This is a genomic window from Paenibacillus sp. E222, assembly GCF_013401555.1.
Lineage (GTDB): Bacteria > Bacillota > Bacilli > Paenibacillales > Paenibacillaceae > Paenibacillus.
In genome coordinates this window covers 5,844,964-5,867,880 of sequence record NZ_CP058552.1, presented here as the reverse complement: position 1 = coordinate 5,867,880, position 22,917 = coordinate 5,844,964, and the positions used below count along the sequence as shown (strand labels likewise).

The 22,917-nt window shown below is 47.3% G+C and carries 21 protein-coding genes; 16 read left to right on the top strand and 5 right to left on the bottom strand.

Translation table 11 applies throughout. From position 1 onward, the window contains the following. Window positions 1-29: 29 nt before the first annotated feature. The gene (locus HW560_RS25835; RefSeq protein WP_090896527.1) at window positions 30-233 is read left to right on the top strand and encodes a hypothetical protein; all 204 of its coding nucleotides are present in this window, start codon (window positions 30-32) and stop codon (window positions 231-233) included. Here HW560_RS25835 and HW560_RS25830 read toward each other — a convergent pair. Continuing rightward, window positions 230-1,105: a LysR family transcriptional regulator gene (locus tag HW560_RS25830; RefSeq protein WP_090896530.1), complete on the bottom strand. Its 876-nt coding sequence runs from the start codon at window positions 1,103-1,105 to the stop codon at window positions 230-232. The two genes, HW560_RS25835 and HW560_RS25830, sit on opposite strands and share 4 nt — an antisense overlap. Before the next feature lie 165 nt (window positions 1,106-1,270). Here HW560_RS25830 and HW560_RS25825 point away from each other — a divergent pair, with 165 nt between their 5' ends. The 3 genes from HW560_RS25825 to HW560_RS25815 all read left to right on the top strand — a co-directional run bounded on the left by HW560_RS25825 (window position 1,271) and on the right by HW560_RS25815 (window position 6,252). After that, a complete protein-coding gene (locus tag HW560_RS25825; RefSeq protein ID WP_090896534.1) occupies window positions 1,271-2,218 on the top strand; it encodes a DMT family transporter in 948 nt (315 codons plus the stop codon). A gap of 201 nt (window positions 2,219-2,419) precedes the next feature. Beyond that, the gene (locus HW560_RS25820) at window positions 2,420-3,445 is read left to right on the top strand and encodes a LacI family DNA-binding transcriptional regulator (protein ID WP_090896536.1); all 1,026 of its coding nucleotides are present in this window, start codon (window positions 2,420-2,422) and stop codon (window positions 3,443-3,445) included. A 257-nt stretch (window positions 3,446-3,702) separates the two neighbouring features. After that, complete coding sequence (locus HW560_RS25815) at window positions 3,703-6,252, top strand: beta-mannosidase (RefSeq protein ID WP_179265093.1); 2,550 nt, start codon at window positions 3,703-3,705, stop codon at window positions 6,250-6,252. A 117-nt stretch (window positions 6,253-6,369) separates the two neighbouring features. Here HW560_RS25815 and HW560_RS25810 read toward each other — a convergent pair whose 3' ends face one another. Next, window positions 6,370-8,364, bottom strand: a complete 1,995-nt coding sequence (locus HW560_RS25810) for a beta-galactosidase (protein WP_179265092.1) — start codon at window positions 8,362-8,364, stop codon at window positions 6,370-6,372. A 192-nt stretch (window positions 8,365-8,556) separates the two neighbouring features. On the opposite strand from HW560_RS25810, the gene HW560_RS25805 reads away from it, so the two are divergent. Next, window positions 8,557-9,381, top strand: a complete 825-nt coding sequence (locus HW560_RS25805; protein WP_179265091.1) for a helix-turn-helix transcriptional regulator — start codon at window positions 8,557-8,559, stop codon at window positions 9,379-9,381. 212 nt (window positions 9,382-9,593) lie between these two features. Here HW560_RS25805 and HW560_RS25800 read toward each other — a convergent pair whose 3' ends face one another. Both HW560_RS25800 and HW560_RS25795 read right to left on the bottom strand, forming a co-directional pair. Next, window positions 9,594-10,268, bottom strand: a complete 675-nt coding sequence (locus tag HW560_RS25800; RefSeq protein ID WP_179265090.1) for a hypothetical protein — start codon at window positions 10,266-10,268, stop codon at window positions 9,594-9,596. 43 nt (window positions 10,269-10,311) lie between these two features. Further along, window positions 10,312-10,833, bottom strand: coding sequence for a zinc metalloprotease (locus HW560_RS25795; protein WP_090896550.1), 522 nt, complete (start codon window positions 10,831-10,833; stop codon window positions 10,312-10,314). A gap of 227 nt (window positions 10,834-11,060) precedes the next feature. On the opposite strand from HW560_RS25795, the gene HW560_RS25790 reads away from it, so the two are divergent. The 5 genes from HW560_RS25790 to HW560_RS25770 all read left to right on the top strand — a co-directional run bounded on the left by HW560_RS25790 (window position 11,061) and on the right by HW560_RS25770 (window position 15,165). Next, on the top strand, window positions 11,061-11,738 hold the full coding sequence (locus HW560_RS25790) for an SOS response-associated peptidase (RefSeq protein WP_024632055.1): 678 nt from the start codon (window positions 11,061-11,063) through the stop codon (window positions 11,736-11,738). Between the two features lie 252 nt (window positions 11,739-11,990). Then, window positions 11,991-13,121, top strand: a complete 1,131-nt coding sequence (locus HW560_RS25785) for an NADH-dependent flavin oxidoreductase (RefSeq protein ID WP_179265089.1) — start codon at window positions 11,991-11,993, stop codon at window positions 13,119-13,121. 150 nt (window positions 13,122-13,271) lie between these two features. Then, a complete protein-coding gene (locus HW560_RS25780) occupies window positions 13,272-14,039 on the top strand; it encodes a DeoR/GlpR family DNA-binding transcription regulator (RefSeq protein ID WP_090896555.1) in 768 nt (255 codons plus the stop codon). A gap of 19 nt (window positions 14,040-14,058) precedes the next feature. Beyond that, window positions 14,059-14,517, top strand: a complete 459-nt coding sequence (locus HW560_RS25775; protein ID WP_090896558.1) for an OsmC family protein — start codon at window positions 14,059-14,061, stop codon at window positions 14,515-14,517. A gap of 57 nt (window positions 14,518-14,574) precedes the next feature. Then, complete coding sequence (locus HW560_RS25770; RefSeq protein ID WP_090896561.1) at window positions 14,575-15,165, top strand: DUF2062 domain-containing protein; 591 nt, start codon at window positions 14,575-14,577, stop codon at window positions 15,163-15,165. On the opposite strand, the gene HW560_RS25765 is transcribed toward HW560_RS25770, so the two are convergent. Then, window positions 15,143-16,072 carry an AEC family transporter gene (locus HW560_RS25765; protein ID WP_179265088.1) on the bottom strand — a complete coding sequence of 310 codons (930 nt, stop codon included), beginning with the start codon at window positions 16,070-16,072 and terminating at the stop codon, window positions 15,143-15,145. The two genes, HW560_RS25770 and HW560_RS25765, sit on opposite strands and share 23 nt — an antisense overlap. A gap of 216 nt (window positions 16,073-16,288) precedes the next feature. Here HW560_RS25765 and HW560_RS25760 point away from each other — a divergent pair, with 216 nt between their 5' ends. From HW560_RS25760 to HW560_RS25735, 6 genes are all read left to right on the top strand, one after another. After that, on the top strand, window positions 16,289-17,371 hold the full coding sequence (locus tag HW560_RS25760; protein WP_090896569.1) for a lactonase family protein: 1,083 nt from the start codon (window positions 16,289-16,291) through the stop codon (window positions 17,369-17,371). A gap of 626 nt (window positions 17,372-17,997) precedes the next feature. Further along, window positions 17,998-18,630: a 3-hexulose-6-phosphate synthase gene (hxlA, locus tag HW560_RS25755; protein WP_063563327.1), complete on the top strand. Its 633-nt coding sequence runs from the start codon at window positions 17,998-18,000 to the stop codon at window positions 18,628-18,630. Window positions 18,631-18,635: 5 nt separating this feature from the next. Beyond that, the gene (gene hxlB, locus HW560_RS25750) at window positions 18,636-19,199 is read left to right on the top strand and encodes a 6-phospho-3-hexuloisomerase (RefSeq protein WP_090896572.1); all 564 of its coding nucleotides are present in this window, start codon (window positions 18,636-18,638) and stop codon (window positions 19,197-19,199) included. Window positions 19,200-19,673: 474 nt separating this feature from the next. Next, the gene (locus tag HW560_RS25745; protein WP_090896576.1) at window positions 19,674-20,033 is read left to right on the top strand and encodes a winged helix-turn-helix transcriptional regulator; all 360 of its coding nucleotides are present in this window, start codon (window positions 19,674-19,676) and stop codon (window positions 20,031-20,033) included. 388 nt (window positions 20,034-20,421) lie between these two features. After that, on the top strand, window positions 20,422-22,224 hold the full coding sequence (gene pepF / locus HW560_RS25740) for an oligoendopeptidase F (RefSeq protein ID WP_179265087.1): 1,803 nt from the start codon (window positions 20,422-20,424) through the stop codon (window positions 22,222-22,224). Between the two features lie 108 nt (window positions 22,225-22,332). Then, window positions 22,333-22,848, top strand: coding sequence for a DUF2500 domain-containing protein (locus HW560_RS25735; protein WP_256222000.1), 516 nt, complete (start codon window positions 22,333-22,335; stop codon window positions 22,846-22,848). Window positions 22,849-22,917: the final 69 nt, after the last annotated feature.

Below are 22,917 nucleotides of genomic sequence, written 5' to 3'. Positions count from 1 at the left end.
ATAACAATTAATCTAAAGGAGATGATTGGATGAATTCGAATCACGAACAAGAACAAGTGCACGAAAGACTTGACCGGCTTGAGCAGAAGCTGGATTACCTGGCAGAAGCTCAACATGCGAACAGACGCTCACCCGGTGTACGCTTCCTGATTGGTTTTGCAATTGTGATTGCCGTTGTATTTGTTCTCATGCTGGTCATTGGCATTATACAATTTATAAGTAACGTCGGTTAGAACGATGGAGTTAGCCATTCCTGTACCGCTCTGATAAAACGACGTGAAGCAGGAGACAGATTGGTGAGAGACGGGCATGCGATGCCAATGGTACGAAAAGGATCTCCAGTGAGAGGAACAAGAGCGAGCTCGTTCGTATGGTGTTGAAGAACCATTTCAGGCAAGAGACTGATGCCCAGACCGTTTCGAACCATCGCCATGATGGCCTGATCTTCGGCGACCTCATAGACCACATTCAGCTTGGCCGCATGCTGCCGGATCAACCGTTCGATCTCGTTATCACCACCCCATTTAGGCAAAATAAAGGGTTGTTCCAGCAGTACATCAAATGAAACAGACTTCTCCGTAGCGAGTGGATGTTCCAGAGGCAGGATGCACATCATCCTGTCTTTTTGTAATGGAATCGTCTCAAAAGGTGAAGAATCGCCAAGGGACAGAAAACCAAGATCGATGGCACCTCCAGCCAGCCAGCCTTCAATTTCAGCATAGTCCCCCTCCCACAGCTTAATTTCGATGCCGGGATGACCGAGGCGAAATTGCTTCAGGATACCAGGCAGCCACTGCGTGGATACACTGGCGAAGGTGCCAATACGCACGGTTCCAATCTCGGCGCCGCGAATTAATGAAATTTCCTGGTTCATCAGTTCCGTCCACCGCAGAATTTCACGAGTATAGCCCAGAATACGTTCCCCTTCAGCAGTAAGTCGTACACCGGAGCGGCCTCGATTCAGCAGTGAAAAACCACACTCGGTCTCCAGACTGGCGATGGCATGACTGACGGCAGATTGGGTAATATTCAATGCTTCTGCTGCTTTGGTGAGGCTGCCGTATTCCACTACGGCATTCAAAATTTCGTATTTGACCAATGACATGAAAGATTCCGTTCCTCTCTTCATTTAATACATGACTTTATTTCATATTAACTATTATAAATATTCATTTTTATAATGCAAAGAGATCGTTTATACTTGCCAAGGCGAGTTAGTTCGACAGAGCCTTGGTCAGATTACAATACATAGAATGAAGGTCGAAGCAAGATGAACGGAGTACGTGCACCACAAGGTCAGGCATCAAGAAGAGCGGATTTGCAGATGCTGCTCGCAACGGTAATATGGGGATCATCCTATCTGTTTATGAAATCAGGATTGGAGTCCATACAGGAGTTGAATTTGGTCGCTTTCCGGTTTGGAATTGCCTTTATCGCGGCGGCTGTTCTTTTCCATCGGCGACTGTTCCAAATGGACCGCAGAACACTTGCAGCAGGGGCTATTATGGGAACAGCGTTATTCGCTGCCTTTGTATTTATCACGTATGGAGTACAGCGCACAACGGCTTCCCAGGCAGGTTTTTTGATCAGTTTGGCAGTGATCTTTGTGCCCATCCTGACGACAATTCTGCACCGGCGAATGCCAGACTTGCGGTTAACGATAAGTATTCTCGTGGCGGTAACCGGGCTTGCATTGTTGACACTTCAACATGAGCTTAGTCTGCATATGGGGGATATCCTTTGCATTCTCGCAGCATTAGTGTACGCGATCTACATTATGATTGCTGGCAAGTATACGCCGAAGCATGATCCACTAACGCTGGGAACGGTTCAACTAGGCGTTGCGGCCCTGTGGGGGCTGGCTGCTACATTTCTCCTGGAGACACCACGTTTACCTGACACACCACAATCTTGGGCTGCCATTATAGGACTGGGGGTACTTTGCAGCGGCATTGGCTACATTTTGCAAACTCTGGCCCAGCGGCATGCATCACCAACGAGAACGAGTCTGATCTTTTCGCTCGAACCACTGTTTGCAGCAGCATTTGCATTTACCTTTCAAGGGGAGTCCCTTACACTGCAAGGGTATGCGGGTGCAGCACTGATGCTCATTGGTGTCCTGATAACGGAGATCAAAGTCCCTTATCCGGTATTCTGGCGCAGAAAGCGGACAGCATTGCAGACCGAACTGGGAGATCAGGGAGCACCGGGCGTATAATTTAGAAATAAAGCAAGAGTTCTTCCATCAACTTCATTGTGAAGGTGGTGGAGGAACTTTTTTTGTTATTTATTTGAGCAATTTTAAAAATCTATAGCAAATCCTCAACCTAACAAAATGAAACTTTTCATAACTTGTTTTGTTGAATCTCTTTTTTTATGCTACACTAAATGAAAAATAAAGGAAAAACGGGTGAGAAAGATGGCCAAAAGAGTAACCATGCAGCAAATTGCCGATGCTGCGGGGGTATCCAAATTCGCAGTCTCTCGTGCGTTGACCGGCAAACCTGGTGTCAGTGAACATACCCGGGAGATGATTGTCAGGACGGCAGGACAGCTCGGATATTTCAAAGCGGAACCGAAACGTTATCTAGTGGAAACCCCTGCTGAACAGGAGATGAAGATAGATAGACAGGGGACTATTCTGATCTTGTTTCCTAACATTCGTTCTCAGAATCGCTCCTCCCTGTACTGGGGTCCCATCTTTGATGGAATATCTGCACGCCTGAATGAGAAGGGCATGGATATCCTAACCTTGACGGAACCTTCCTCGGATCGCATGTTTTCTGTGCTTAATCCTGAAGCCATCAGCGGAATTATTACCGTCGGTTCCATCTCCACATCCGTATTGCTCGAGATTTATCGACTGCATATTCCACTTGTGATGGTTGATCATGAAGACCCGGCAATTCATGGAGACACGATATTTACAGATAACATGAAATGCATGCAGGAACTGGTTCTGATGCTCGTTGGAAAAGGCTACAGACGGCTGCAGTTTGCTGGCCAATTGCCTGATGCAGCCAGTTTCAGAGAGCGATGGCTCGGTTATCGTTCGGTACTGGAAGAGATGCAGCTGCAGGTTTCACAGCAAGCAGATTTGCTGGGACCTGATCTGGATCACATTCGGGAATCGATTGTGGGTATGAAGATGGAGGATATCCCCGAAGTGATGGTATGTGCTAACGACCACATGGCCGCTGTTGTGATTGGTGCACTTCAAAGCAGAGGCATTGAGGTGCCGGAGCGCTGTGCAGTAACCGGATTCGATAATACCCGTACAGCAGAGCCTATTCTTGCTACGATGCATATCGATAAGGAAAATCTGGGCAGACGTGCGGTGGACCAGTTATTATGGCGCATGGAGCATCCGGACGGGCCTTTTGAAAGAAAGCTGATCTATTCGGAATTAATCATTCGTGATGAGTACAATGCTATTTTGCCGTAAAGTTAACGAACGTGAATCGGTAATGAGAAAAATAGCACACGCCAATGCGCTATAAACTTGGGATGAAAAGACATGGAGACATTGGGCTTCATGTCTTTTTTGTTTATCGGATATATTTTTTAGAAATAATCTACAAAACAGATTGACTGAATTGAGCATATCATGTTAATTTTGTTTTGTAAGTTATTTGATTTTATAATAACAAAACCTAACAAAGTGTTTTTCAAACTACTTCAATAAGGATAACGGAGGCTGTCATGAGCAAAATACAATCGCAGACTTTTCAGAATTGGACGTTCAAGGCTTGTGAAGATCAGGAATGGTTGCCGGCTCACGTACCCGGCTGTGTGCATACGGATTTGCTGAAACTGGGTAAAATTCCGGACCCTTTCTATGGAACTAACGAAAAAGAAGTTCAATGGGTCGATAAGAAAGACTGGGAATATCGTACCGAATTTGATGTGAATGAAGCACTGCTGTCGCAGCAGCATCTGGAGCTGGTTTTTGATGGTCTGGATACATATGCAGATGTGTATGTAAATGAACAACATGTATTGTCGGCAGACAATATGTTCCGGGTGTGGACAGTCGACGTGAAATCCGTTGTAAAGGCAAATGGCAACATTTTACGAATACGCTTTCGTTCTCCGATCCATGAAGATCTGCCGAAGCTGGAGAAGCTCGGATATGCCCTGCCTGCATCGAATGATCAATCCGACGTGGGGGGACTAGGCGACAAAAGAGTGAGTATTTTTGCACGGAAAGCCCCGTATCACTATGGTTGGGACTGGGGTCCACGTTTTGTAACCAGCGGAATCTGGCGTGAAGCACGCCTTGAAGGCTGGACGAACATACGAATTAATGATGTATTCATTCAGCAAAATGAAGTAACCGCTGCTTCCGCTTCGCTCACTGCGGTCGTGGAAGTGGAGTCTACACAATCGATAGAAACGGTTATTCGAGTAGGAACAGACGGACATAGCTGGGAGCAGGCTGTAACCCTTAAACCGGGTGTCCAGACTGTGGAAGTTGCAATCTCCATGAATGAGCCGAAGCTGTGGTGGAGCCGTGGACTGGGTGACGCGCATATGTATTCTTTCCATACGGAAGTGATTCAGGGCGAACAGGCTGTGGCTGAGTCTACAGTCAAAACGGGTATTCGGTCCATTCGTCTGGTTCGTGACAAAGATGAAGCGGGAGCATCCTTTTATTTTGAGTTAAACGGAGTTGCTGTCTTTACCAAAGGGGCGAACCACATTCCCAATGACAGCTTCATAACCGAAGTGACACGTGAGCGTTATCTGCATGAGATTGTATCTGCTGCCGAGTCGAACATGAATATGCTCCGTGTATGGGGTGGTGGCTTCTATGAAGAAGACGTATTCTACGAGTTGTGTGACGAATATGGGTTGCTCGTATGGCAGGACTTTATGTTTGCTTGCAGCATGTATCCTGGAGACGAGGCTTTCCTGAACAGTGTGAAGCATGAGGCGATTGATAATGTGAAACGTCTGCGTAATCATCCAAGCATTGTGCTGTGGTGTGGTAATAACGAGATTGATTCAGCGTGGGCACATTACATTGAGGATGGCGGCTGGGGCTGGAAAAAAGATTACAACGCCGAGCAAAGAGAACGCATTTGGGCGGATTACGAAGCTATTTTCCATGATCTTTTGCCGGAAGTGGTCGAAACCTATGCACCTGGTGTGGATTATTGGCCTTCTTCACCACTGGTATCCCTGTCGGGTGACGACAAGCAGCATGCTCACCCCTCCACATCGGAAGGGGATATCCACTATTGGGGTGTGTGGCATAATGTGGAGCCCTTTGAGAATTACAATGTTCATGTTGGACGCTTCATGAGTGAGTATGGCTTTCAGTCTTTCCCTGAATATGATTCGGTTCGCAAGTATGCGGAGGAAGAGGATCTGGCACTAGAGTCTGAAGTCATGCTGGCGCATCAGAAGAACGGGGCAGGTAATCGTCTGATCAAACAATACATGGATATGTACATGCATGAACCGAAGGATTTCCCATCCTTCCTCTATATGAGCCAAGTACTCCAGGCTGAGGCGATGAAGACAGCCATTGAAGCTCACCGTCGTCGCAAACCGTTCTGTATGGGAACGCTCTACTGGCAGATGAACGATTGCTGGCCGGTGGCTTCATGGGCGGGTATGGATTATTTCGGACGTTGGAAAGCGCTGCAATATTACGCGAAACGCAGCTTCAGCGATATTTTGGTATCGGTAGACGGTACGAAGGAAGATGTGACGGATATTTATCTCATCTCGGATCAGCTTGAACCTGTGAAAGGCAAACTCCAGGTACGCCTGATTGGCTTTGATGGCACGGTCTATCGTGAGGAAGAGCATGAAGTCGCTCTGTCATCCAACTCTGGTCAACAGGTGCTGTCATTGAATCAGACGGAATGGCTGGAAGGTCGCGATGCTGCAACAACATTGCTGCGTATGGATCTGAAGCAGGATGGGGCAGCCGACATCACACAGGAGCATTATTTTGCACCATCAAAGGACATTGCACTGCAACCAGCGCAAATTAAAGTAACCGAAGTTACCGAGAATGATGGCGTATATCTGGTTCTGGAAAGTGATGTGCTTGCCAAACAAGTGTGGATTTCTACTGAAGCAGAAGGGGTGTTCTCGGACAATTTCTTCGACCTTATTCCTGGCATTCCGGTGAAGGTCAAGTTCACATCCCGAGAGGAATTGCAAGGATCTGATGGTGCTGTCTCCAAGGCAGGGGCCATTCAGGTTCGTTCCATGGCTGATTTCATCAAGTTGTAATCAAGTAAGATGGGTTTACGGTGTTCTTGCCAATTCTTTAAGGCCCGGTATGCACTTGACGTGTGTACCGGGCCTTTTCATGGTTCATTTTGTTTTGATCTGCAGAGATGTTACATATTATTGAATCTCCAGGATTTCGATATCATACGGCCCCAGTTCCAATCGAGTTCCCTTTATAGTTCCATCCAAGGCACTGGTGTATGATGCTTGCAACGGAATGGAGACAGATTCAGGACTTAAATTCAGGATAAAACGAAACGTTCCATTCGGTCCTGAGCGAGTTGTCACCTGGACACCGTCTGGCAGAGAATGAATCTCGGAGAGGCCACATTGTTCAGCGATGGTTCGCAATAACTGGCTCAGGTAAGCTTCGTCCGGCTGGGTCGCTACATAATAGACAGCACCTTTACCCCAGTTGTTTTGGGTGACAGCCGCACTTTCGGCATAAAATTGATCCGCATAAACCGCAATCGCCTGTGCCGTGTCCAGTTCCAACACATCAGCCCATTGTGAAGCAGTATATATGTTGCTCTTCTCGTCCCGAATCTGAATTTGGTCACCACCGACGGGATCATATTCGGTAACACGCACGCCCGAGCAGGCAGATAACATACCTGGAAGTGACGCCATGACACAGCGGTTGTTATCGTTTTTGACACCAGTGCGATGCGTTAAGACCAATATGCCACCATCCGCTGCAAAAGCTTGCAGACGTTCCGCGGTGTTCTCGTCCAGCAAATACAAATGCGGAGCGATGATGATTTTGTAGCCATCCAGCGCTTCCGAGGAATGGATAACATCTGTACTGATTCCCCATTTGGCCAAGGCACGATGCCATACTTTAATATTTTCGTAGTACTCCAGACCTTCGGCCTGTGGCTGAATTCGTAGAGCGTTTAACTGATCATGCGAATGCAGGATGGCCACTTCGTTCTGCAATGTAGAGCCTTGCAGGCGTTCACCCAGACTGTTCACTTCGGTACACAGTTGCTGGAACTCCTTGAACCGTCGCCCTGGAACATTGCTGTGATCAATCAGTCCATGCCAGAACTGTTCTGCTCCAATAGTGGCACTGCGCCAGCGGAAATGCACGACCGCATCTGCTCCACGGGCGATAGTCTGCCATGAGTAAGCACGCAAGAAGCCGGGCTGTGGTGTGCGCCACATTGGAAACCAGCATCCCGGAGGTCCGCTTAGCTGCTCCATGATCCAGAAATTGCGGCGTTTGATGCCACGTGTCAGATCTAAAGACAATGCGCCACTGTAAGGTGCGGTGTCTGTTTTGTTCGGTGAAGGGTTGGGATAGTAATCAAAAGAAGCGAAATCCAGATCCTGACCGATTTTATATTGATCTGCCTTTTGCGGATAGCTATGAAAATTATGAGTGACAAAATGATCTGGACAGTTATGCCGAATGATCTCGATTTGCATGGTTTGAAAAGCTACAATGGAATCCGACTGAAAACGGGAGTAGTCCAGCAGGAACGAAGGATTCTGAAACGGAGAGCCGCCATAGGGTGGGGTCACCTGTTCCCAATCGCTGTATTCTCCACTCCAGACAACGGTACCCCAAGCCTGGTTGAGCTGCTCTAGTGTATTGTAACGGGTACGAACCCATTCGCGAAAAGCCTCAGAACATGCAGTGCACTGACAATCTGTGAAACTGAATTCATTATCGGTCTGCCAGCCAATTACAGCCGGATGTCTTACATATCGCTCGCTCAGCTTCTGAACAATTCGTGCACTGTACGTTCGCATGCTCGGACTGTTATAACAGCGATGGCCGCGAACTCCTTCATGGTACAGCTGTCCACTTGGCAGCACTGGCAGAATATCGGGACACTTGTCGATGAGCCAGCGCGGAGGTGTCATCGTTGGTGTGCCGATCACCACCTGAAGCCCGTTACGATGAAGGGTATCGAGCGCCTGATCCAGCCATGACCATTCGAATTGCCCATCGGCAGGCTCCATTCGGCTCCAGGCGAATTCACCCACACGTACAATACGTACACCACTATCGGCCATTAATTTGGCATCCTGTTCCCACAGATGAGGGTCCCAATGTTCGGGATAATAATCAACGCCCATTTGAACAGGTCGGTTTTGGTTCATATATGTTACGCTCCTTTGGTCAGAAAAATAATGATTTTTAAGTACGGTCAAGCCCGTGCTTATTGACTCCACTATCATCATCTTGTGGAGAAGTGTCGAGTCTATTTCATTTTATAATGGATAATGAGAGGGGAATATAATAACATGTTGCGGTAGGGTATCATGATCTTGCTATTTTTGGAGGAAGAACACATGCGAAATCATTGGTTTATGCCGGAGCCAGGATATGCAGGGTATGCATGTTATCCGGTAGCCTACGGAAGATATCTTGATCCAGAGCACAAGGAACATCGTCCGCACGGAATACGGGAGTATAATCTGCATCTGGTTTTTAACGGACAGGGTGAAGTGAGGACCGAGCAGGGGAACGTCCGCTTAACGGCTGGACAAGGCTTTCTATATGCGCCGGGACAGGCACAGCAATATTATGCCGATCCAACTGATCCCTGGGATATCGGATGGATTCATCTGCAAGCTCACGATCTGGAGCGGCTGTTAGACTTGCGGAATCCGGATAAAGTGTGGCTATTTTCATTCTCTGGAGAGGACCATTTCGAGGAGTTGCATGAACAATTATGCCAGCTCGGTGCAGGTTATGAGAGTGTGCATGAACCGAAATTATCGGCGGTACTGTATGAGTTACTAGTTGAACTGGCACGGAATTCAGAGTCAATTGAAGGGGCGTCTTTACTGAACCATCAGGATACGATTCGTTCTACTGCTGATTATATTCGTCGTCACTGCACACACCCGTTAAGTCTTGCTGAAATGGCGGATACTGCGGGATACAGCATGTATTATTTTAATCGCATGTTCAAGAACATCATGGGGGTTCCGCCGGGCAGATATCTGCTGGATTGCCGCATTATGGTCGCAAAAAGAATGCTCGTAGACTCGGAATTATCCGTGAAACAAATTGCTTCTCAGTGCGGATTTACACACAGCAGTTATTTTATTCGTATGTTTCGGACCTATATCGGGATGACACCGCAGCAATTTAGATCATTGTACAGTTAGGGAAGCGGGGGATAAGAGGGATAAGTGAGACATAAATAAATATCACATTAAATATGATCTCAACAAATATAGTGAATAAGTTATCACGTACCAAACAGGCATAGGCTACCATCAATACTAAAAAAACGTGCTGCCCAGTTTCTACTGAGCGGCACGTTTTTGCTATATGACTGAACAGTAGGAGGAGGGAGATAGATCCATGCCCAACGAGGTTATTTGTTCTGATTTTGGCTTTGGATTTCCTGGAGCTCATCGATGCTTAATTTGAGATCATTCTCGGGGTTCGCGCTCACAATAACGTCGGACTTCAATGCCTGCTCACCCGGTTGAGTGGATTTGGCTGCGGGTTTGATCACATACAGGCTTTGCACGGAATTCAGCAGGCTGGCAGGGGTGTCCTCATACGTTTCCAGGAAGAGTACATAATCTTTGGTAGGAATGAATTTGATATTGTCATCGTTAATAATCTCGGTATTTCCCAGCTGTCCGCCAAGCTGTTTCACTTCAATGGTGTCTCCGGCAGCATGAGTCCCCTTGAAGCATTCAGCAACCTTAATGGTATAGATTGTATAGATTTTATCAAAAGGAACAATATCCTCACCGCCCGGGTTCGTTTCCTCATCCAGAGCACTTTCATTAACAGAAGGGGTTTGTATCATATCATTCAATGCTTCAACCCGTGTTTGGATGACACTGCCTCTAACGATGGTGTTTGCTCTCTCGGAGAGATCGCCGATGCTTGAGTAACTCGGGAAGTCCTCGGAAGCAATCATCGTGATTGGTTCATCCTTGGTGGCAGCTGTATTTGTCGTTGCTGGGGAGCAGCCTAGGGCAGATAAAATGAAAATGGAAGAGGCAAGCATCGTCAATACGCGAATTTTTTTCATGGATAGGAGTCCTCCTTGGATTTAGGGGTTTGAAAATAGCGGATTAGTACTTGGATCTGACATTGTTGATGTCGAAGGTTTGAGGCTGTGTCATTGTGTTCCGGTTACGGGAGTAGAGCATGATGGAAGGGCTGGTAGTGGAGGGATTGTCCCCGAGCCAAACGGAGTGTCCGAGCTCATGAACGAATACGCTTTGAATAAAGTTGGACAAGTTGGTTGCATCAGCCGTTATGGTGGTTGCGTTCAATTCAATACGGAAGCTTACAACCTGGCTGCCAGACACCGAGGCGTAGTTGACACCATAGGCTGTGTTATTGAAGTTTCCGGCCGTAATCGTGTTGGGGGAACTGCTCGTTTTGGTAAACTGTACTTTGGCACCGGCATTGTTCCAGTTGCTGAGAGAGGCATCCATCGGGGTTTGCCACGCGGAGGCGTAGTTATAAGTACGAATCGGGATGGTGGAGCTCGGGTAGCCGTAGGTTAAAAAAGTTGCCGCATAGATGGTACTGCCGAACATCGCGATGGCTGAAAACAACATGATGCTCATGAGAAACTTCCTTTTCATACTTAAAACCTCCAATAATTGTATTTTTTCTCTATTATAGTAACAAGGAATAGATCGATTGAAATGAGTCTTAAGTCTTTGTTTTCGTGTTGAAAACAAAGGATTTTGCTGGATTAGACCTTCTTTTCGTCTGAAAAAGTCGATTGCTGTCCATAGGTGCATGCATAATTTCCCTGCAATAACAAACAATACATTCAAATTCACGCAGGGAAAGGAAGTGCCTGAGCATGTGTAACCGTTTTTCATTGGCAGCGGATTTGGATGAGGTCAGGGATCATTTTAAAATTGAACGGGTGATGTATTATTACAAAAACCGTTACAATATCAGCCCAACCCAGCATACACCGATTATTTTGCATCAGGATGGTGAGCGGGTATTGGACGAATTTCGATGGGGATTCATTCCGTTCTGGGGACGCGATGCAGTCAACGCCAACCTCATGACAGTGCATGAGAATCCAGCCTACTATAAGCTGGTAGAGACGAAGCGTTGTGTGATCCCATGCAATGGTTTGTATTACTGGCGTCAGGAAGGCAAGAAAAGCTATGCGGTGCGTGTCGTTATGCCCGATCGCGGATTGTTTGGCATTGCGGGATTATACGAGGTCTGGAAAGATACGCGCAAACAACCACTGCGTACCTGCACGATGCTGATGGCGGGTGCGAACATGGTTACACGGGAGTTTGGCAGCAAAATGCCGGCGATTCTGTCTGAAGAAGAGATCAATACCTGGCTGGATCCGGCGAACACACGCGTGACCCAGCTGCTGCCGTTGTTGAAATCCTACAACAGTACAGAGATGAATCTGTATCCGGTTACTCCGATGGTAGCCAATGATGAGCATGACTGTTATGAATGTGTGGAAGAGATGGACCAGAAGCTGGCATACGTACGCAGTTTCTAAGCTGAGCAAGGAGTGTAATGAGGCGGAGGGTCGTAAGACACTCCGTCTTTTTGGGTTGAGAAAGAAGGAACAAGTGTAATGGAAAAAAGGCAGGAAATGAAAGGAGCAACGAGCCTATAAGCATGGAATGAATAGGGGGTGAAAAATGAAAATTTGCAATGTGAGTAAAACGTAACTATAATCATTACAGTAAGCGAACGCATATATTCATATATCTATTAAAAGAGATATTTAATCAGGAGGGAACCACGAATGAATCCAAAGTATAGCCCAATGTTTGAACAAGTTTCACTGCCAAGCGGCATTACACTGAAAAACCGGATCGTGCTCGCTCCCATGACTCATATGTCATCGAATCCCGATGGTACTGTATCAGACGCTGAACTTGCTTATTATGCACGTCGTACCGGCGGTGCTGGTATGTCTGTTACAGCGGTAACTCATGTAACTCCGAATGGAATTGGTTTTCCGGCTCAATTTGGTAGCTATGATGATAGCTTTATTCCCGGTCTGAAACGTCTGGCCGATACGATTAAGCAGCAAGGTTCCAAAGCCGTACTGCAAATCTTCCATGCAGGTCGTCTCACGCCAGAACAAGCGGTACCAGCGGGTCAAGTCGCCGCTCCAAGTGCTGTTGCCAGTGAGCGTCCCGGATCTCCTGTACCAAGAGAGCTGTCTGATGACGAAATTACGTCCATCATCAAAGACTTTGGAGAAGCAACCCGCCGCGCCATTGAAGCTGGATTCGACGGTGTTGAGATTCATGGTGCGAACGGTTATCTGATTCAGCAGTTCTTCTCTCCGCATTCCAACCGACGTGAAGATCGTTGGGGTGGAAGCATCGAGAAACGTCTCACATTCCCACTGGCTGTGGTGGATGAAGTCCAGAAGGTGGTAGCTGCACATACGAAACTGCCGTTTATCGTTGGATACCGTTTCTCACCAGAAGAGCCGGAAACACCGGGACTGACCATGGAAGAGACGTATGCATTGGTGGATGCGCTGAAAGATAAAAATCTGGATTACCTGCATGTATCCCTCAACGAGTTCTGGTCCAAACCAAGACGAGGTGAAGCAGATACTCGCTCCAGAATTGAATTTATTCTTGACCGTGTGGATGGTAAACTGCCTGTGATTGGCGTAGGGGCCATCCATACCGCAGATGAGGCAGTTGAAGCTCTTCAAAGTGGTGTGTCACTGCTTGCCATTGGTCGTGAGCTGATTATCGAGCCTGACTGGGTTGAGAAAATCGAAAGCGGACGTGAGGAAGATATCGAGACGATTCTCACCAAATCGGATCAGGAACGTCTGGTTATCCCTGACGGTCTGTGGAATGCAATCATCCACACACCGGGCTGGTTCCCTATGGCTGACGATAAATAAGACACTATTTCATTGAAAATGGAGGGAGCATAAGCTCCCTCTTTTTTGCACCCTCTGCGCCCTCAATGAAATTCTCCTTCCAGGGGCACTGTGGTATGATGGGATGAACAGGATTCATCTTGGATAATCAACGGTTTGGAGTGAATGAAGATGCTCGTGGCTGAACGTTATGAGAAAATTGTGGAATGGGTAGATGCACAGGGAAGTATGCGTGTAACCGAGCTTAGTGAGCGCTGCGGCGTAACGGAAGAGACAATCCGTCGTGATCTGGACAAGCTGGAGCAGGCGGGAAGGCTCAGACGTTCCCATGGCGGGGCTGTCAGCGTAAAATATAAAGAAGAGGGGCAGTCGGAAATCCCTTATCCGGAGCGGGCTGTAACTCATGCAGAAGAGAAACGCAGAATTGCGGACGAAGCGGTGAAAATGGTAGAGCCTGGTGACCGGATCGCGCTGGATGCCAGTACAACGGCGTGGTATATGGCAGCAGGTCTGCCAAACATACCACTCACTGTGTTAACCAACTCCATTAAGGTCGCGGCGGAGCTGAGTAACAAGGAACAGATCCGTGTAATCGCGACAGGCGGGCAGCTTGCATCAAAGTCCCTGTCATTTGTAGGGCCGCTTGCTGAACGTTCGCTTGATGCTTATCATGTGGATAAAGTTTTCTTATCCTGCAAAGGTGTACATCTGACCAAGGGTATCAGTGAGTCGAATGAATTGCAGGCGCTGGTGAAGCAGAAGATGATCAGCATCGCTGATGAAGTTATTTTGCTGGCAGATTCGAGCAAGTTTGGCGTGCAGGCTTTTACAAGAGTGGCGGAGCTCGGCAGTGTGGCAAAAGTAATAACGGATCTGGGCTTAGTGGAAGAGCAGGTTAACGCACTGAATGAACAATCTATAGCATGTGTCCGTGTCTAATTTGAAAGGAATGAATATAATGAAACATCCTTTTCACCTGAAAGCTACTTGGAATGGTGGACGTAACAGTGAAGGGCATATTGATGCGGGCGGGTTAAAAACAGTCATTTCGATTCCACAGGAGATGGGTGGTCCGGGTACCGGTACCAATCCGGATGAAATGCTGCTGGGTGCAGCTTCCACCTGTTATTTAATTACGCTGGCAGCAATGCTGGAGCGATCGGATATTACACCGGATGAGCTGACACTGGAGTCCGAAGCGACGGTCGATGTTACCAATAACGTATTTACGTACGAACGGATCATACACAGACCTCGCATTGTGCTCAAAGCTGACGCATCTGATGCTGATGTAACGAAGGCAGAGCGCTTGGCACATAAAGCAGAAGAGTCCTGCATGATCTCCAGAGCGGTAGCAGGTAACGTTGCCCTCGAGACACAGCCAGTGATTATAACAGCAGGGGTTAACGCGGTGTGATATACTGAAGAATAGGCGGCTTGACCGTCATTTGTGTAAGATAAGGGGAAGTTCGGTATGAACCTACAGAAAAGCAAAAACTCACGTTTTGCGCGTTTAACACGTGCTTTGAAGCTTAATTTTCTCAAATTGTTACGTGCTCCCGGCGGGGCACATAAAGTATCTACCGGCTTTGCTTTGGGTTTTGGTCTGGAACTGATCGTCATTTCGACAGCGTCACTGGTATATCTCGTGTTCTATCCCATTGTACGTTTGTCCGGTGGCTCGCTGCCAGCGGCTATTGTGGGCAACGTGGTCGGCAAGCTAACGTTCCTGCCCATCATATTGATGCCGCTTGCCAAGCAAATCGGTTCCTGGATATTGCCGGCGCACAGCATGGGGCAGGGGCTTGTTCATGAGAGTGCCTTTATGGAGCTGTTTCGCGGCAACTGGTCCGCGCTAAGTGAACTTTTGCTGGGTGGTCTGGATATTTTGGCAGGCATGTCCGTCTTTGGAGTCATCCTGGGTGTTATTTCTTACTTTGTCGTTAAGTTTTTTTATGTCAGAGCACTTAAACGCCGCTTTGAACGCCGGTTGGAGAAACGCAAGCAGGCAGCAATGTCTTCAAATCCAGCTCCCGTGCTGATCAGGAAGACATCACAATCATAATCGGCAGAATGACCATGGAGGCAGCGGTTGTCCACAGAATGCAGCGAGACACAAACTGCGGAGATGCATTGAATTGCTCGGCCAAAATGACTGCGTTCACTGCAGTTGGCATGGAAGCCAGGATCAGCAGCACACTGAATAACGTTCCTTCAATCTGAAGTGCAGTCAGGATTAGATATGAGAGTACTGGCGCTGCGGCCAGTCGTACGACAAGCCCCGTCCAGAATGCTTTGCGAACGTTGGGTTTCCAAGGTTCGGAGGCACCGCGCGGTCTTAGCATCTGTGCACCGAGAATGGCTAGTACGACAGGGGAGTAACCGGCTGCGAGGATGGAGATGCCTCCATCCAGTGCCACTGGCAAGCTCAGATTGGATGCACGCAGGATGATGGCTATCGAAGCAGCATAGATGGAAGGCATACGGAAGACGGACAGAATCGCATTTTTGACCGTGAATTCAGATCTGGCAGCAAAAAAAATTCCTACTGTGTTAACAATGATCATCTGTCCGATGACATATACCGAAGCTTTATCCAATCCAAGCTGTCCAAAGGCAAGCAATACAAGCGGGAGCCCATAATTCACGCAGTTCGTAAACGTGGAGACAAGGGTAAGTCCTGCTTTTTCGCTTGCCCCAAGATGGAAAACTCGGCTCAGCAGTTCAGCTAGTGCCCACAGGGCGATCAGATTGATGATAGAGAACCAGAACGTGCCTGTTACGTCTGTCCATGTAATTTCGGCATGCAGCAGTGTATCAAAGATAAGCGCAGGGCTCAAAATATAAAGGGAAAAGGTCGACAGCGGCCGAGTGTCCCAATTTTTGAACTGTTTTAGCAGAATGCCTCCGATTACCGGAAGGGATATGGGCAGAAATACATGATATAACGTGAGCAGAAATGAATTAAACAATCAAAATTCAGTCCTTTCTGGATGAAAAACCTATTTTATCATAGCAGAAGTTGATCTTTGTCGGAATGGATTTTGGTATTGACCTGTTTAATGAGCTTATGTTTGAGGCTACTTCTTTGATGGATGCGCAGAGGCAGTGGATTGCTATTTTGATATGGCAGATTTATTATAGAAGAGGTGCAACCAGATTACATACACATAGAGGAGGAAACTGTAATGAGTGAATCAAAACGCTTGCTCGTATTGGTCGGCTCTTATGCCGAAGCGGAAAATGAGGGCATTTACGCATATGAATTGAATGAGGATACAGGTAACCTCTCCAAGCTTGACGGCATCTCGGGCGTGAAAAATCCAACGTTTGTAAACGTGGATGCTGAAGGTAACAAACTGTATGCGATCGGTGAAACGGCGTCTGCCGAAGGTAATAAAATGTCTGAAGCTGTAGCTCTGAGCATTGATCCTTCTACAGGAAAATTGTCGTTGCTGAATCGTCATGACTCCATTTCGGCTCCGCCATGTCATATCCAACGTGATCCTTCCGGACGTTACTTGATCCTTTCCAGCTACCACGGTGGTCTGGTGGGTCTGCAAGCCCTGACGGATAACGGTGAAGTTGGCGTGCTTCTGGATGAGAAGAAACATGAAGGTAAAGGTGCGCATCCTGAGCGTCAGGACAAGCCGCATGTGCATTCCGCGTTCTTCAGCCCGGATGGCAAATACATGATGGTACAGGATTTGGGTGCGGATAAAATCGCAATCTACTCCATTGATGCAGACAAGAACGAACTCGTACTGCACAGTGAAACCAAAACACATCCGGGTGCAGGACCTCGTCACTTGGCATTCCATCCGAACGGTCAATTCGCCTATGTTATTAACGAAGTGGATTCTTCTATTACGACTTTCCGTTATGATGCAGCAGCAGGCACGTTGACAGAGGTTTCCACCGTGTCCACATTGCCTGACGGCTATGACGGCAGTGAGAACACAACAGCTGAAATCGCCGTATCCAACGATGGTCGTTTCGTATATGGTTCGAACCGCGGGCATGACAGCATCGTGGTATTCGCAGTAGACGCCGAAACAGGACATTTGAAACTGGTTGAGCATGTATCTGCTGAGGGTGAACACCCACGTCACTTTGCTTTGACTCCGAATGGCAAACTGTTGATCGCAGCTAACCGTGATACCAACAATATCGTTTCCTTTACAGTAGATCAGGAGAGCGGACGTTTGAAATACACAGGTCACAGCACAGGTGTATCCAAGCCGGTATGCGTGAAACCTGTTTATCTGTAAACCCTGGATTTGCGATATATTAGCTTGGGACTCACATTGAGTTCAGGATTGATATGGACCATCTTGCTGAATTGAAAAATGGAAAAAGACCCTGCCTTGTATTTTGTGGCAGGGTCTTTATGCTGAGATGTAAAAAGGGCTAACGAACCTGGCACACATTATTTGCCCCCATCTGCACCGTTCTGAGATGTAACGAATCTCATAGACGTTATTTCATCGATTACGTCGTTTTTGAGGCTTGGAAGCCGTTTTTTCACCGAAATAACATCACTGAAGTTCGTTACAATTTGCAACCCTTTCGAATCTGTCATTTAGCGTTCGGTAGATTCCTTAGCCCTTGCAAGTTTGGTGTATCAGGGTAACCGACCTGTGGTCGCTTACTGAAATGGGAAGCCGTTTCGAGATGGTTTGGAATTCATATAACAACTGCTTTTATTCAATAGTTTCGTGCAAGTAACTACCTGACTTCAAAGTGCGTACTTCCTTAATCGATAGTCAGGTTCTACAATGAATAAGTAGCCATGACAAACATTGCATGCATCTGAACTGGGTGAACGGTGCAGGCTAAATATTTAACATCCTTTACAGGACATACTCATATTTGAACAACAAAGGAGAAATGAATCGTGAAATTGCAATTGGCGCTGGACTTGGTAAACATCCCTGAAGGTATTGCACTTGTTAAAGAAGTTGAACAATATATTGATATCGTTGAGATTGGTACGCCAATCGTTATTAATGAAGGACTGCATGCGGTTAAAGCGATGAAAGAAGCCTTTCCTAATCTGCAAGTACTCGCCGATCTGAAAATTATGGACGCGGGTGGTTATGAAATCATGAAAGCAGCTGAGGCTGGTGCGGATCTGATCACTGTGCTTGGGGCAACCAATGATAGTACGATCAAAGGTGCAGTAGCAGAAGCGAAGAAACAAAACAAACAAGTTCTTGTGGACATGATCAACGTGCCTAACCTTGAACAGCGTGCTCGTGAAGTTGATTCGCTTGGCGTAGATTACATCTGTGTACACACAGGTTATGACCTGCAAGCTGAAGGACAAAGCCCGTTCGAAGATCTGCAAACGATCAAACAAGCCGTAAAAAATGCAAAAACAGCTGTAGCTGGTGGCATCAAGCTGGAAACATTGCCTGAAGTGATTAAAGCACAACCCGATCTGGTAATTGTGGGTGGCGGTATTACGGGCCAAGCTGACAAAGCCAAAGTAGCAGCTGAGATGCAACGTCTGGTTCAACAAGGGTAAGACAGATGAGCACAGAGCAATACGCAGTGGACATCTTGAAAGAGCTGGAACGTACGCTAAGCCAGATCGACGACTCGGAGATGCAGGCCATGGCGGAACATATTCTGGCTGCCGAACAGGTTTTTGTGGCAGGAGCAGGCCGATCCGGTCTGATGGGCAAGGCTTTTGCCATGAGATTGATGCAGATGGGGCTTCGGGTATATGTAGTTGGGGAGACCGTTACGCCAGGGATCAGCCCGAAAGACTTCCTCTTGTTATGCTCAGGCTCAGGGGAGACAGGCAGTTTGGCGGCGATGGCTCAGAAGGCCAGTAAAGCAGGGGCTCCTGTGGGTCTGATCACAATTAAACCAGAGTCCACCATTGGGCAGTTGTCAGATACCGTGGTTCGTCTTCCGGCCTCCGCCAAAGAGGATACAGCGACCGCCGGAGCAGCCGTGACCATTCAGCCGATGGGCTCACTGTTTGAACAGGGGCTGCTGCTGAGCATGGATGCACTGGTGCTCACCATGATGGAAATGAAGAGTATGACTGGAGCAGACATGTTTGGGCGTCATGCGAACTTGGAATAGTCCATGTGTCATAAACTTTATAAAGTAGAATAGATAAGTTGAACTAAACATTTACAAAATAACGTAGAGGACAGAAATAAGCTGGAGAAGCGGAGCGTTCGCCTTTATGACCAGATTTTCACTTTTGATAAATAGGATGAAAAAATTGGGCAAAACAGTGATCGGAAGATTGTTCTGTCATCGGAGTGGCTAGTGTAAATATTCATTAGTTCAACTTATATAGATGGAAGACCGGAATTTCCTTGAAAAGAGGGAGTTCCGGTCTTTTCTGTTATCGTTGTTTGTGGTCTGATTCGGGGTTTGCTTAACATTGGGGTCATGCTATAGTAAAATGTATACAAGCTGTATCGAACCAATGAACCCGTTATATGATACAAGGGAGCGGCAAGTTCTCCTGTTGCGGAGTGTTCTTGTGATATGCGAATTGCATTTTAGCGATATAAGATCGAATGGAAGAGAAGGGGGCTCGGTGCCATGGCGTCCGAAGTTAAGGAACGGATCAACTTGAAAGAGATTAACTGTGAGAAAGAATTGACCCTTGCGGTGATCGGAGGCAAATGGAAACTGATTATTCTATGGCATCTGGGTCTTGAAGGCACTAAGCGTTTCAGTGAATTGAAGCGATTGATTCCTCATATTACCCAAAAGATGCTGACCAACCAGTTGCGCGAACTGGAGGAAGACAAACTAATTGAGCGCAAAGTGTATGCAGAAGTACCTCCTCGTGTTGAATATACGTTGACGGATCACGGCCACAGCCTGATGCCTGTGCTACATGCGATGTATAACTGGGGCAAGAACTATGGTGAAAATGTAATTTGGAAATCAGAATAAGTTAAAGTCAGAACGAACCGCCGGGTAAATGGTTACTTCCATCACCCGACGGTTTTTTATATTTTGGTCAGTGGATCAACAGTTTACTCCAAACGCAGTGGGCAGAAATATCTTCAAGAAGTAGAGCTAAAAGCTTTCTGAAGGAAAGCTACATCGGAAGCATATGCTTATCCCCGGATTTCCCCTTTAAAAAAGGGATCAAAAAATCTGGGGATAACAGCGATCGGAAGGTTATTCTGCCGGCGGATTGACGCGAGCAAACTACATTTTTCAACTTGGGTGTGAATCCATTGAACCAAAAGCCTCATTTTAGGATATGTAAGGTATAAATGCTTCGAATATGATACGATGAGAGATATTGGAAATGCAAGGAGGATGACATATAACGATGGAAAAAATACGTACACGCGATGAAGTAAGCCAAGAGACGACCTGGGACTTGCGAGACTTGTTTGGGACTGACGCAGAGTGGGAACTGGAGCTTAGATCACTGCCTGAAGCTGCTGCCCATATTGAAACCTTCAAAGGACATCTGGGCGAAGGCGCAGAGCAGCTGCTGGCCTGTCTGGATGCCCGCGAAGCTTTGCAGGAACGCATTAGCAAAACGGCTTCATATGCCAGGCTGAAACAGTCGGAGGACAGTACCAATCCCGCGAATATTGAGAATTCAGCCAAGGCGGGAGACATCTTATCGGATTTGTCGTCGTCCTTGTCTTTTGTGAATTCCGAGATCGTGAATCTTCCCGATGGAACGGTTAAACGTTATATTGAAGAACTTCCGGGTTTGCAGCCGTATGCCCGCAGTCTGGAGCGTCTAATTCAGGAAAAAGAACATCGTCTTTCGCCCGAAACGGAGAAGGTACTCGCTTCCCTTGGGGAAGTGCTGGATTCGCCATACCGGATCTATCTGCGCGGTAAATTGGCAGACATGACGTTTGACGATGCACTTGACGGCGATGACCATAACCGCCCGCTGTCCTGGTCATTTTATGAGAACAATTATGAAATGTCATCGGACACAAAGCTGCGACGCTCTGCGTATGCCGCATTCAGTTCCAAGCTGAACGATTACAAAAATACGTTTGCTGAAGGATACGCCACCGAAGTGAAGAAGCAGGTCGTCCTGTCCAGACTTCGTGGATATGATGATGTTACGGATATGCTGCTTAGTCCTCAGCAGGTAAGCAAAGAGATGTATAACAATGTCCTGGATATCATCCAGCAGGAACTCGCACCTCACATGCGCAGACTGGCAGCTCTCAAGAAACGTGAGTTAGGTCTGGACAAGCTGATGTTCTGTGATCTGAAAGCACCATTGGACCCTGAATTCAGTCCTGCTATTACATATGAGGAAGCATGCACGCTCATTCGGGAGGCTCTTGCCGTGCTGGGACCGGAATATGGCGACATTGTGGAACGTGCGTTTAGTGAGCGTTGGGTAGATTACGCGGATAATGCGGGCAAGTCGACAGGAGCTTTTTGTTCGTCCATATATGGTTCTCATTCCTATATCCTCATCTCATGGGCAAATAATATGCGCGGAGCATTTACACTTGCCCATGAAGTCGGACATGCCGGACATTTCATGCTTGCCGGGCATTACCAACGCCTCACGAATACACGACCGTCCCTCTATTTCATCGAGGCGCCTTCAACGATGAATGAAATGCTGCTGGCAGATCATCTGTTGAAACGTTCTGATCATCCGAGAATGCGTCGTTGGGTCATTTTGCAATTGCTCAATACGTATTACCATAACTTTGTTACGCATCTGCTTGAAGGTGAATTGCAGCGTCAGGTGTATGCACTCGCAACCAAGGATGAACCGATCACAGCGAAGACGTTAAGTCAGCTGAAAGGAAACATCCTCTCCGAGTTCTGGGGGCCTGAACTGGTGATTGACGAAGGGGCCAAACTGACCTGGATGAGACAGCCTCATTATTATATGGGATTGTATCCATATACCTATGCAGCAGGTCTGACGGCATCTACCGCTGCTGCACAGCTGATTCGGGAAGAGGGGCAGCCTGCCGTAGATCGCTGGCTTGACGCCTTGAAAGCGGGAGGAAGCCTTGATCCGCAAGAGCTGATGAAGCTTGCAGGTGTGGACATGTCCGGGCCTGAGCCGATTCGTAGTGCCGTGGCCTATGTTGGCAGTCTGGTCGATGAACTTGAACGTCTGTATTCGTAATCAGGTTCATATAGTATACGGACAAGGCTTGTAGGGTTGTCTGCGTGCACCGTCTCCTTGGCAGGGGACGGTGCATCTTAATTTGCAGGGAGAAGGGAACGATGATGAATGACGTCATTGAGCATATCTTCATCACTGGGCTGGTTAAGCATGGATGGCTTCGGTATTTTTGATGACATGAATGATGTTCCGGGATTTGAGGGCAATCAGGGTGGTTTTTTTGCTGGTTTCAATGAGTTTGGAGCAATGAGTGCGTTTGGATCAATCTTTATCGGCGGCATATTTCTCATCATTGCGGGTGTTATTGTTTATGCCATTATTTCCGGGGTACGCACATGGTCATCAAACAATGCATCAGCGCTGTTAACTTTGCATTCAACAATTGTGGCCAAACGAACAGAAGTCACAGGTGGGAGCGGGGACAGCAGTGCATCTACCTGGTATTACGCCACGTTTGAATTTGATAATGGAGATCGTGTGGAATTAAATGTTGGCGGCAGTAATTACGGGATGTTTGTAGAAAATGACCGAGGCATGCTGACATATCAGGGGACAAGGTTTAAGCATTTTGAAAGAGATGTGCAGCCTCAGTCCGGTGTTAGTAAAAACAGCTTTTATACGTGAAATAACAGTGAAGCGGCTCCTCCCGTGTGGAGAGAGTCGTTTTTGGTATGGGTAAAAGAAACCAATCAC

Coding starts and splice junctions, on each gene's coding strand:
- HW560_RS25835 (WP_090896527.1), top strand. CDS start 30: ATGAATTCGAATCACGAACAAGAACAAGTGCACGAAAGACTTGACCGG.
- HW560_RS25830 (WP_090896530.1), bottom strand. CDS start 1,105: ATGTCATTGGTCAAATACGAAATTTTGAATGCCGTAGTGGAATACGGC.
- HW560_RS25825 (WP_090896534.1), top strand. CDS start 1,271: ATGAACGGAGTACGTGCACCACAAGGTCAGGCATCAAGAAGAGCGGAT.
- HW560_RS25820 (WP_090896536.1), top strand. CDS start 2,420: ATGGCCAAAAGAGTAACCATGCAGCAAATTGCCGATGCTGCGGGGGTA.
- HW560_RS25815 (WP_179265093.1), top strand. CDS start 3,703: ATGAGCAAAATACAATCGCAGACTTTTCAGAATTGGACGTTCAAGGCT.
- HW560_RS25810 (WP_179265092.1), bottom strand. CDS start 8,364: ATGAACCAAAACCGACCTGTTCAAATGGGCGTTGATTATTATCCCGAA.
- HW560_RS25805 (WP_179265091.1), top strand. CDS start 8,557: ATGCGAAATCATTGGTTTATGCCGGAGCCAGGATATGCAGGGTATGCA.
- HW560_RS25800 (WP_179265090.1), bottom strand. CDS start 10,268: ATGAAAAAAATTCGCGTATTGACGATGCTTGCCTCTTCCATTTTCATT.
- HW560_RS25795 (WP_090896550.1), bottom strand. CDS start 10,833: ATGAAAAGGAAGTTTCTCATGAGCATCATGTTGTTTTCAGCCATCGCG.
- HW560_RS25790 (WP_024632055.1), top strand. CDS start 11,061: ATGTGTAACCGTTTTTCATTGGCAGCGGATTTGGATGAGGTCAGGGAT.
- HW560_RS25785 (WP_179265089.1), top strand. CDS start 11,991: ATGAATCCAAAGTATAGCCCAATGTTTGAACAAGTTTCACTGCCAAGC.
- HW560_RS25780 (WP_090896555.1), top strand. CDS start 13,272: ATGCTCGTGGCTGAACGTTATGAGAAAATTGTGGAATGGGTAGATGCA.
- HW560_RS25775 (WP_090896558.1), top strand. CDS start 14,059: ATGAAACATCCTTTTCACCTGAAAGCTACTTGGAATGGTGGACGTAAC.
- HW560_RS25770 (WP_090896561.1), top strand. CDS start 14,575: ATGAACCTACAGAAAAGCAAAAACTCACGTTTTGCGCGTTTAACACGT.
- HW560_RS25760 (WP_090896569.1), top strand. CDS start 16,289: ATGAGTGAATCAAAACGCTTGCTCGTATTGGTCGGCTCTTATGCCGAA.
- hxlB (WP_090896572.1), top strand. CDS start 18,636: ATGAGCACAGAGCAATACGCAGTGGACATCTTGAAAGAGCTGGAACGT.
- HW560_RS25745 (WP_090896576.1), top strand. CDS start 19,674: ATGGCGTCCGAAGTTAAGGAACGGATCAACTTGAAAGAGATTAACTGT.
- pepF (WP_179265087.1), top strand. CDS start 20,422: ATGGAAAAAATACGTACACGCGATGAAGTAAGCCAAGAGACGACCTGG.
- HW560_RS25735 (WP_256222000.1), top strand. CDS start 22,333: ATGACGTCATTGAGCATATCTTCATCACTGGGCTGGTTAAGCATGGAT.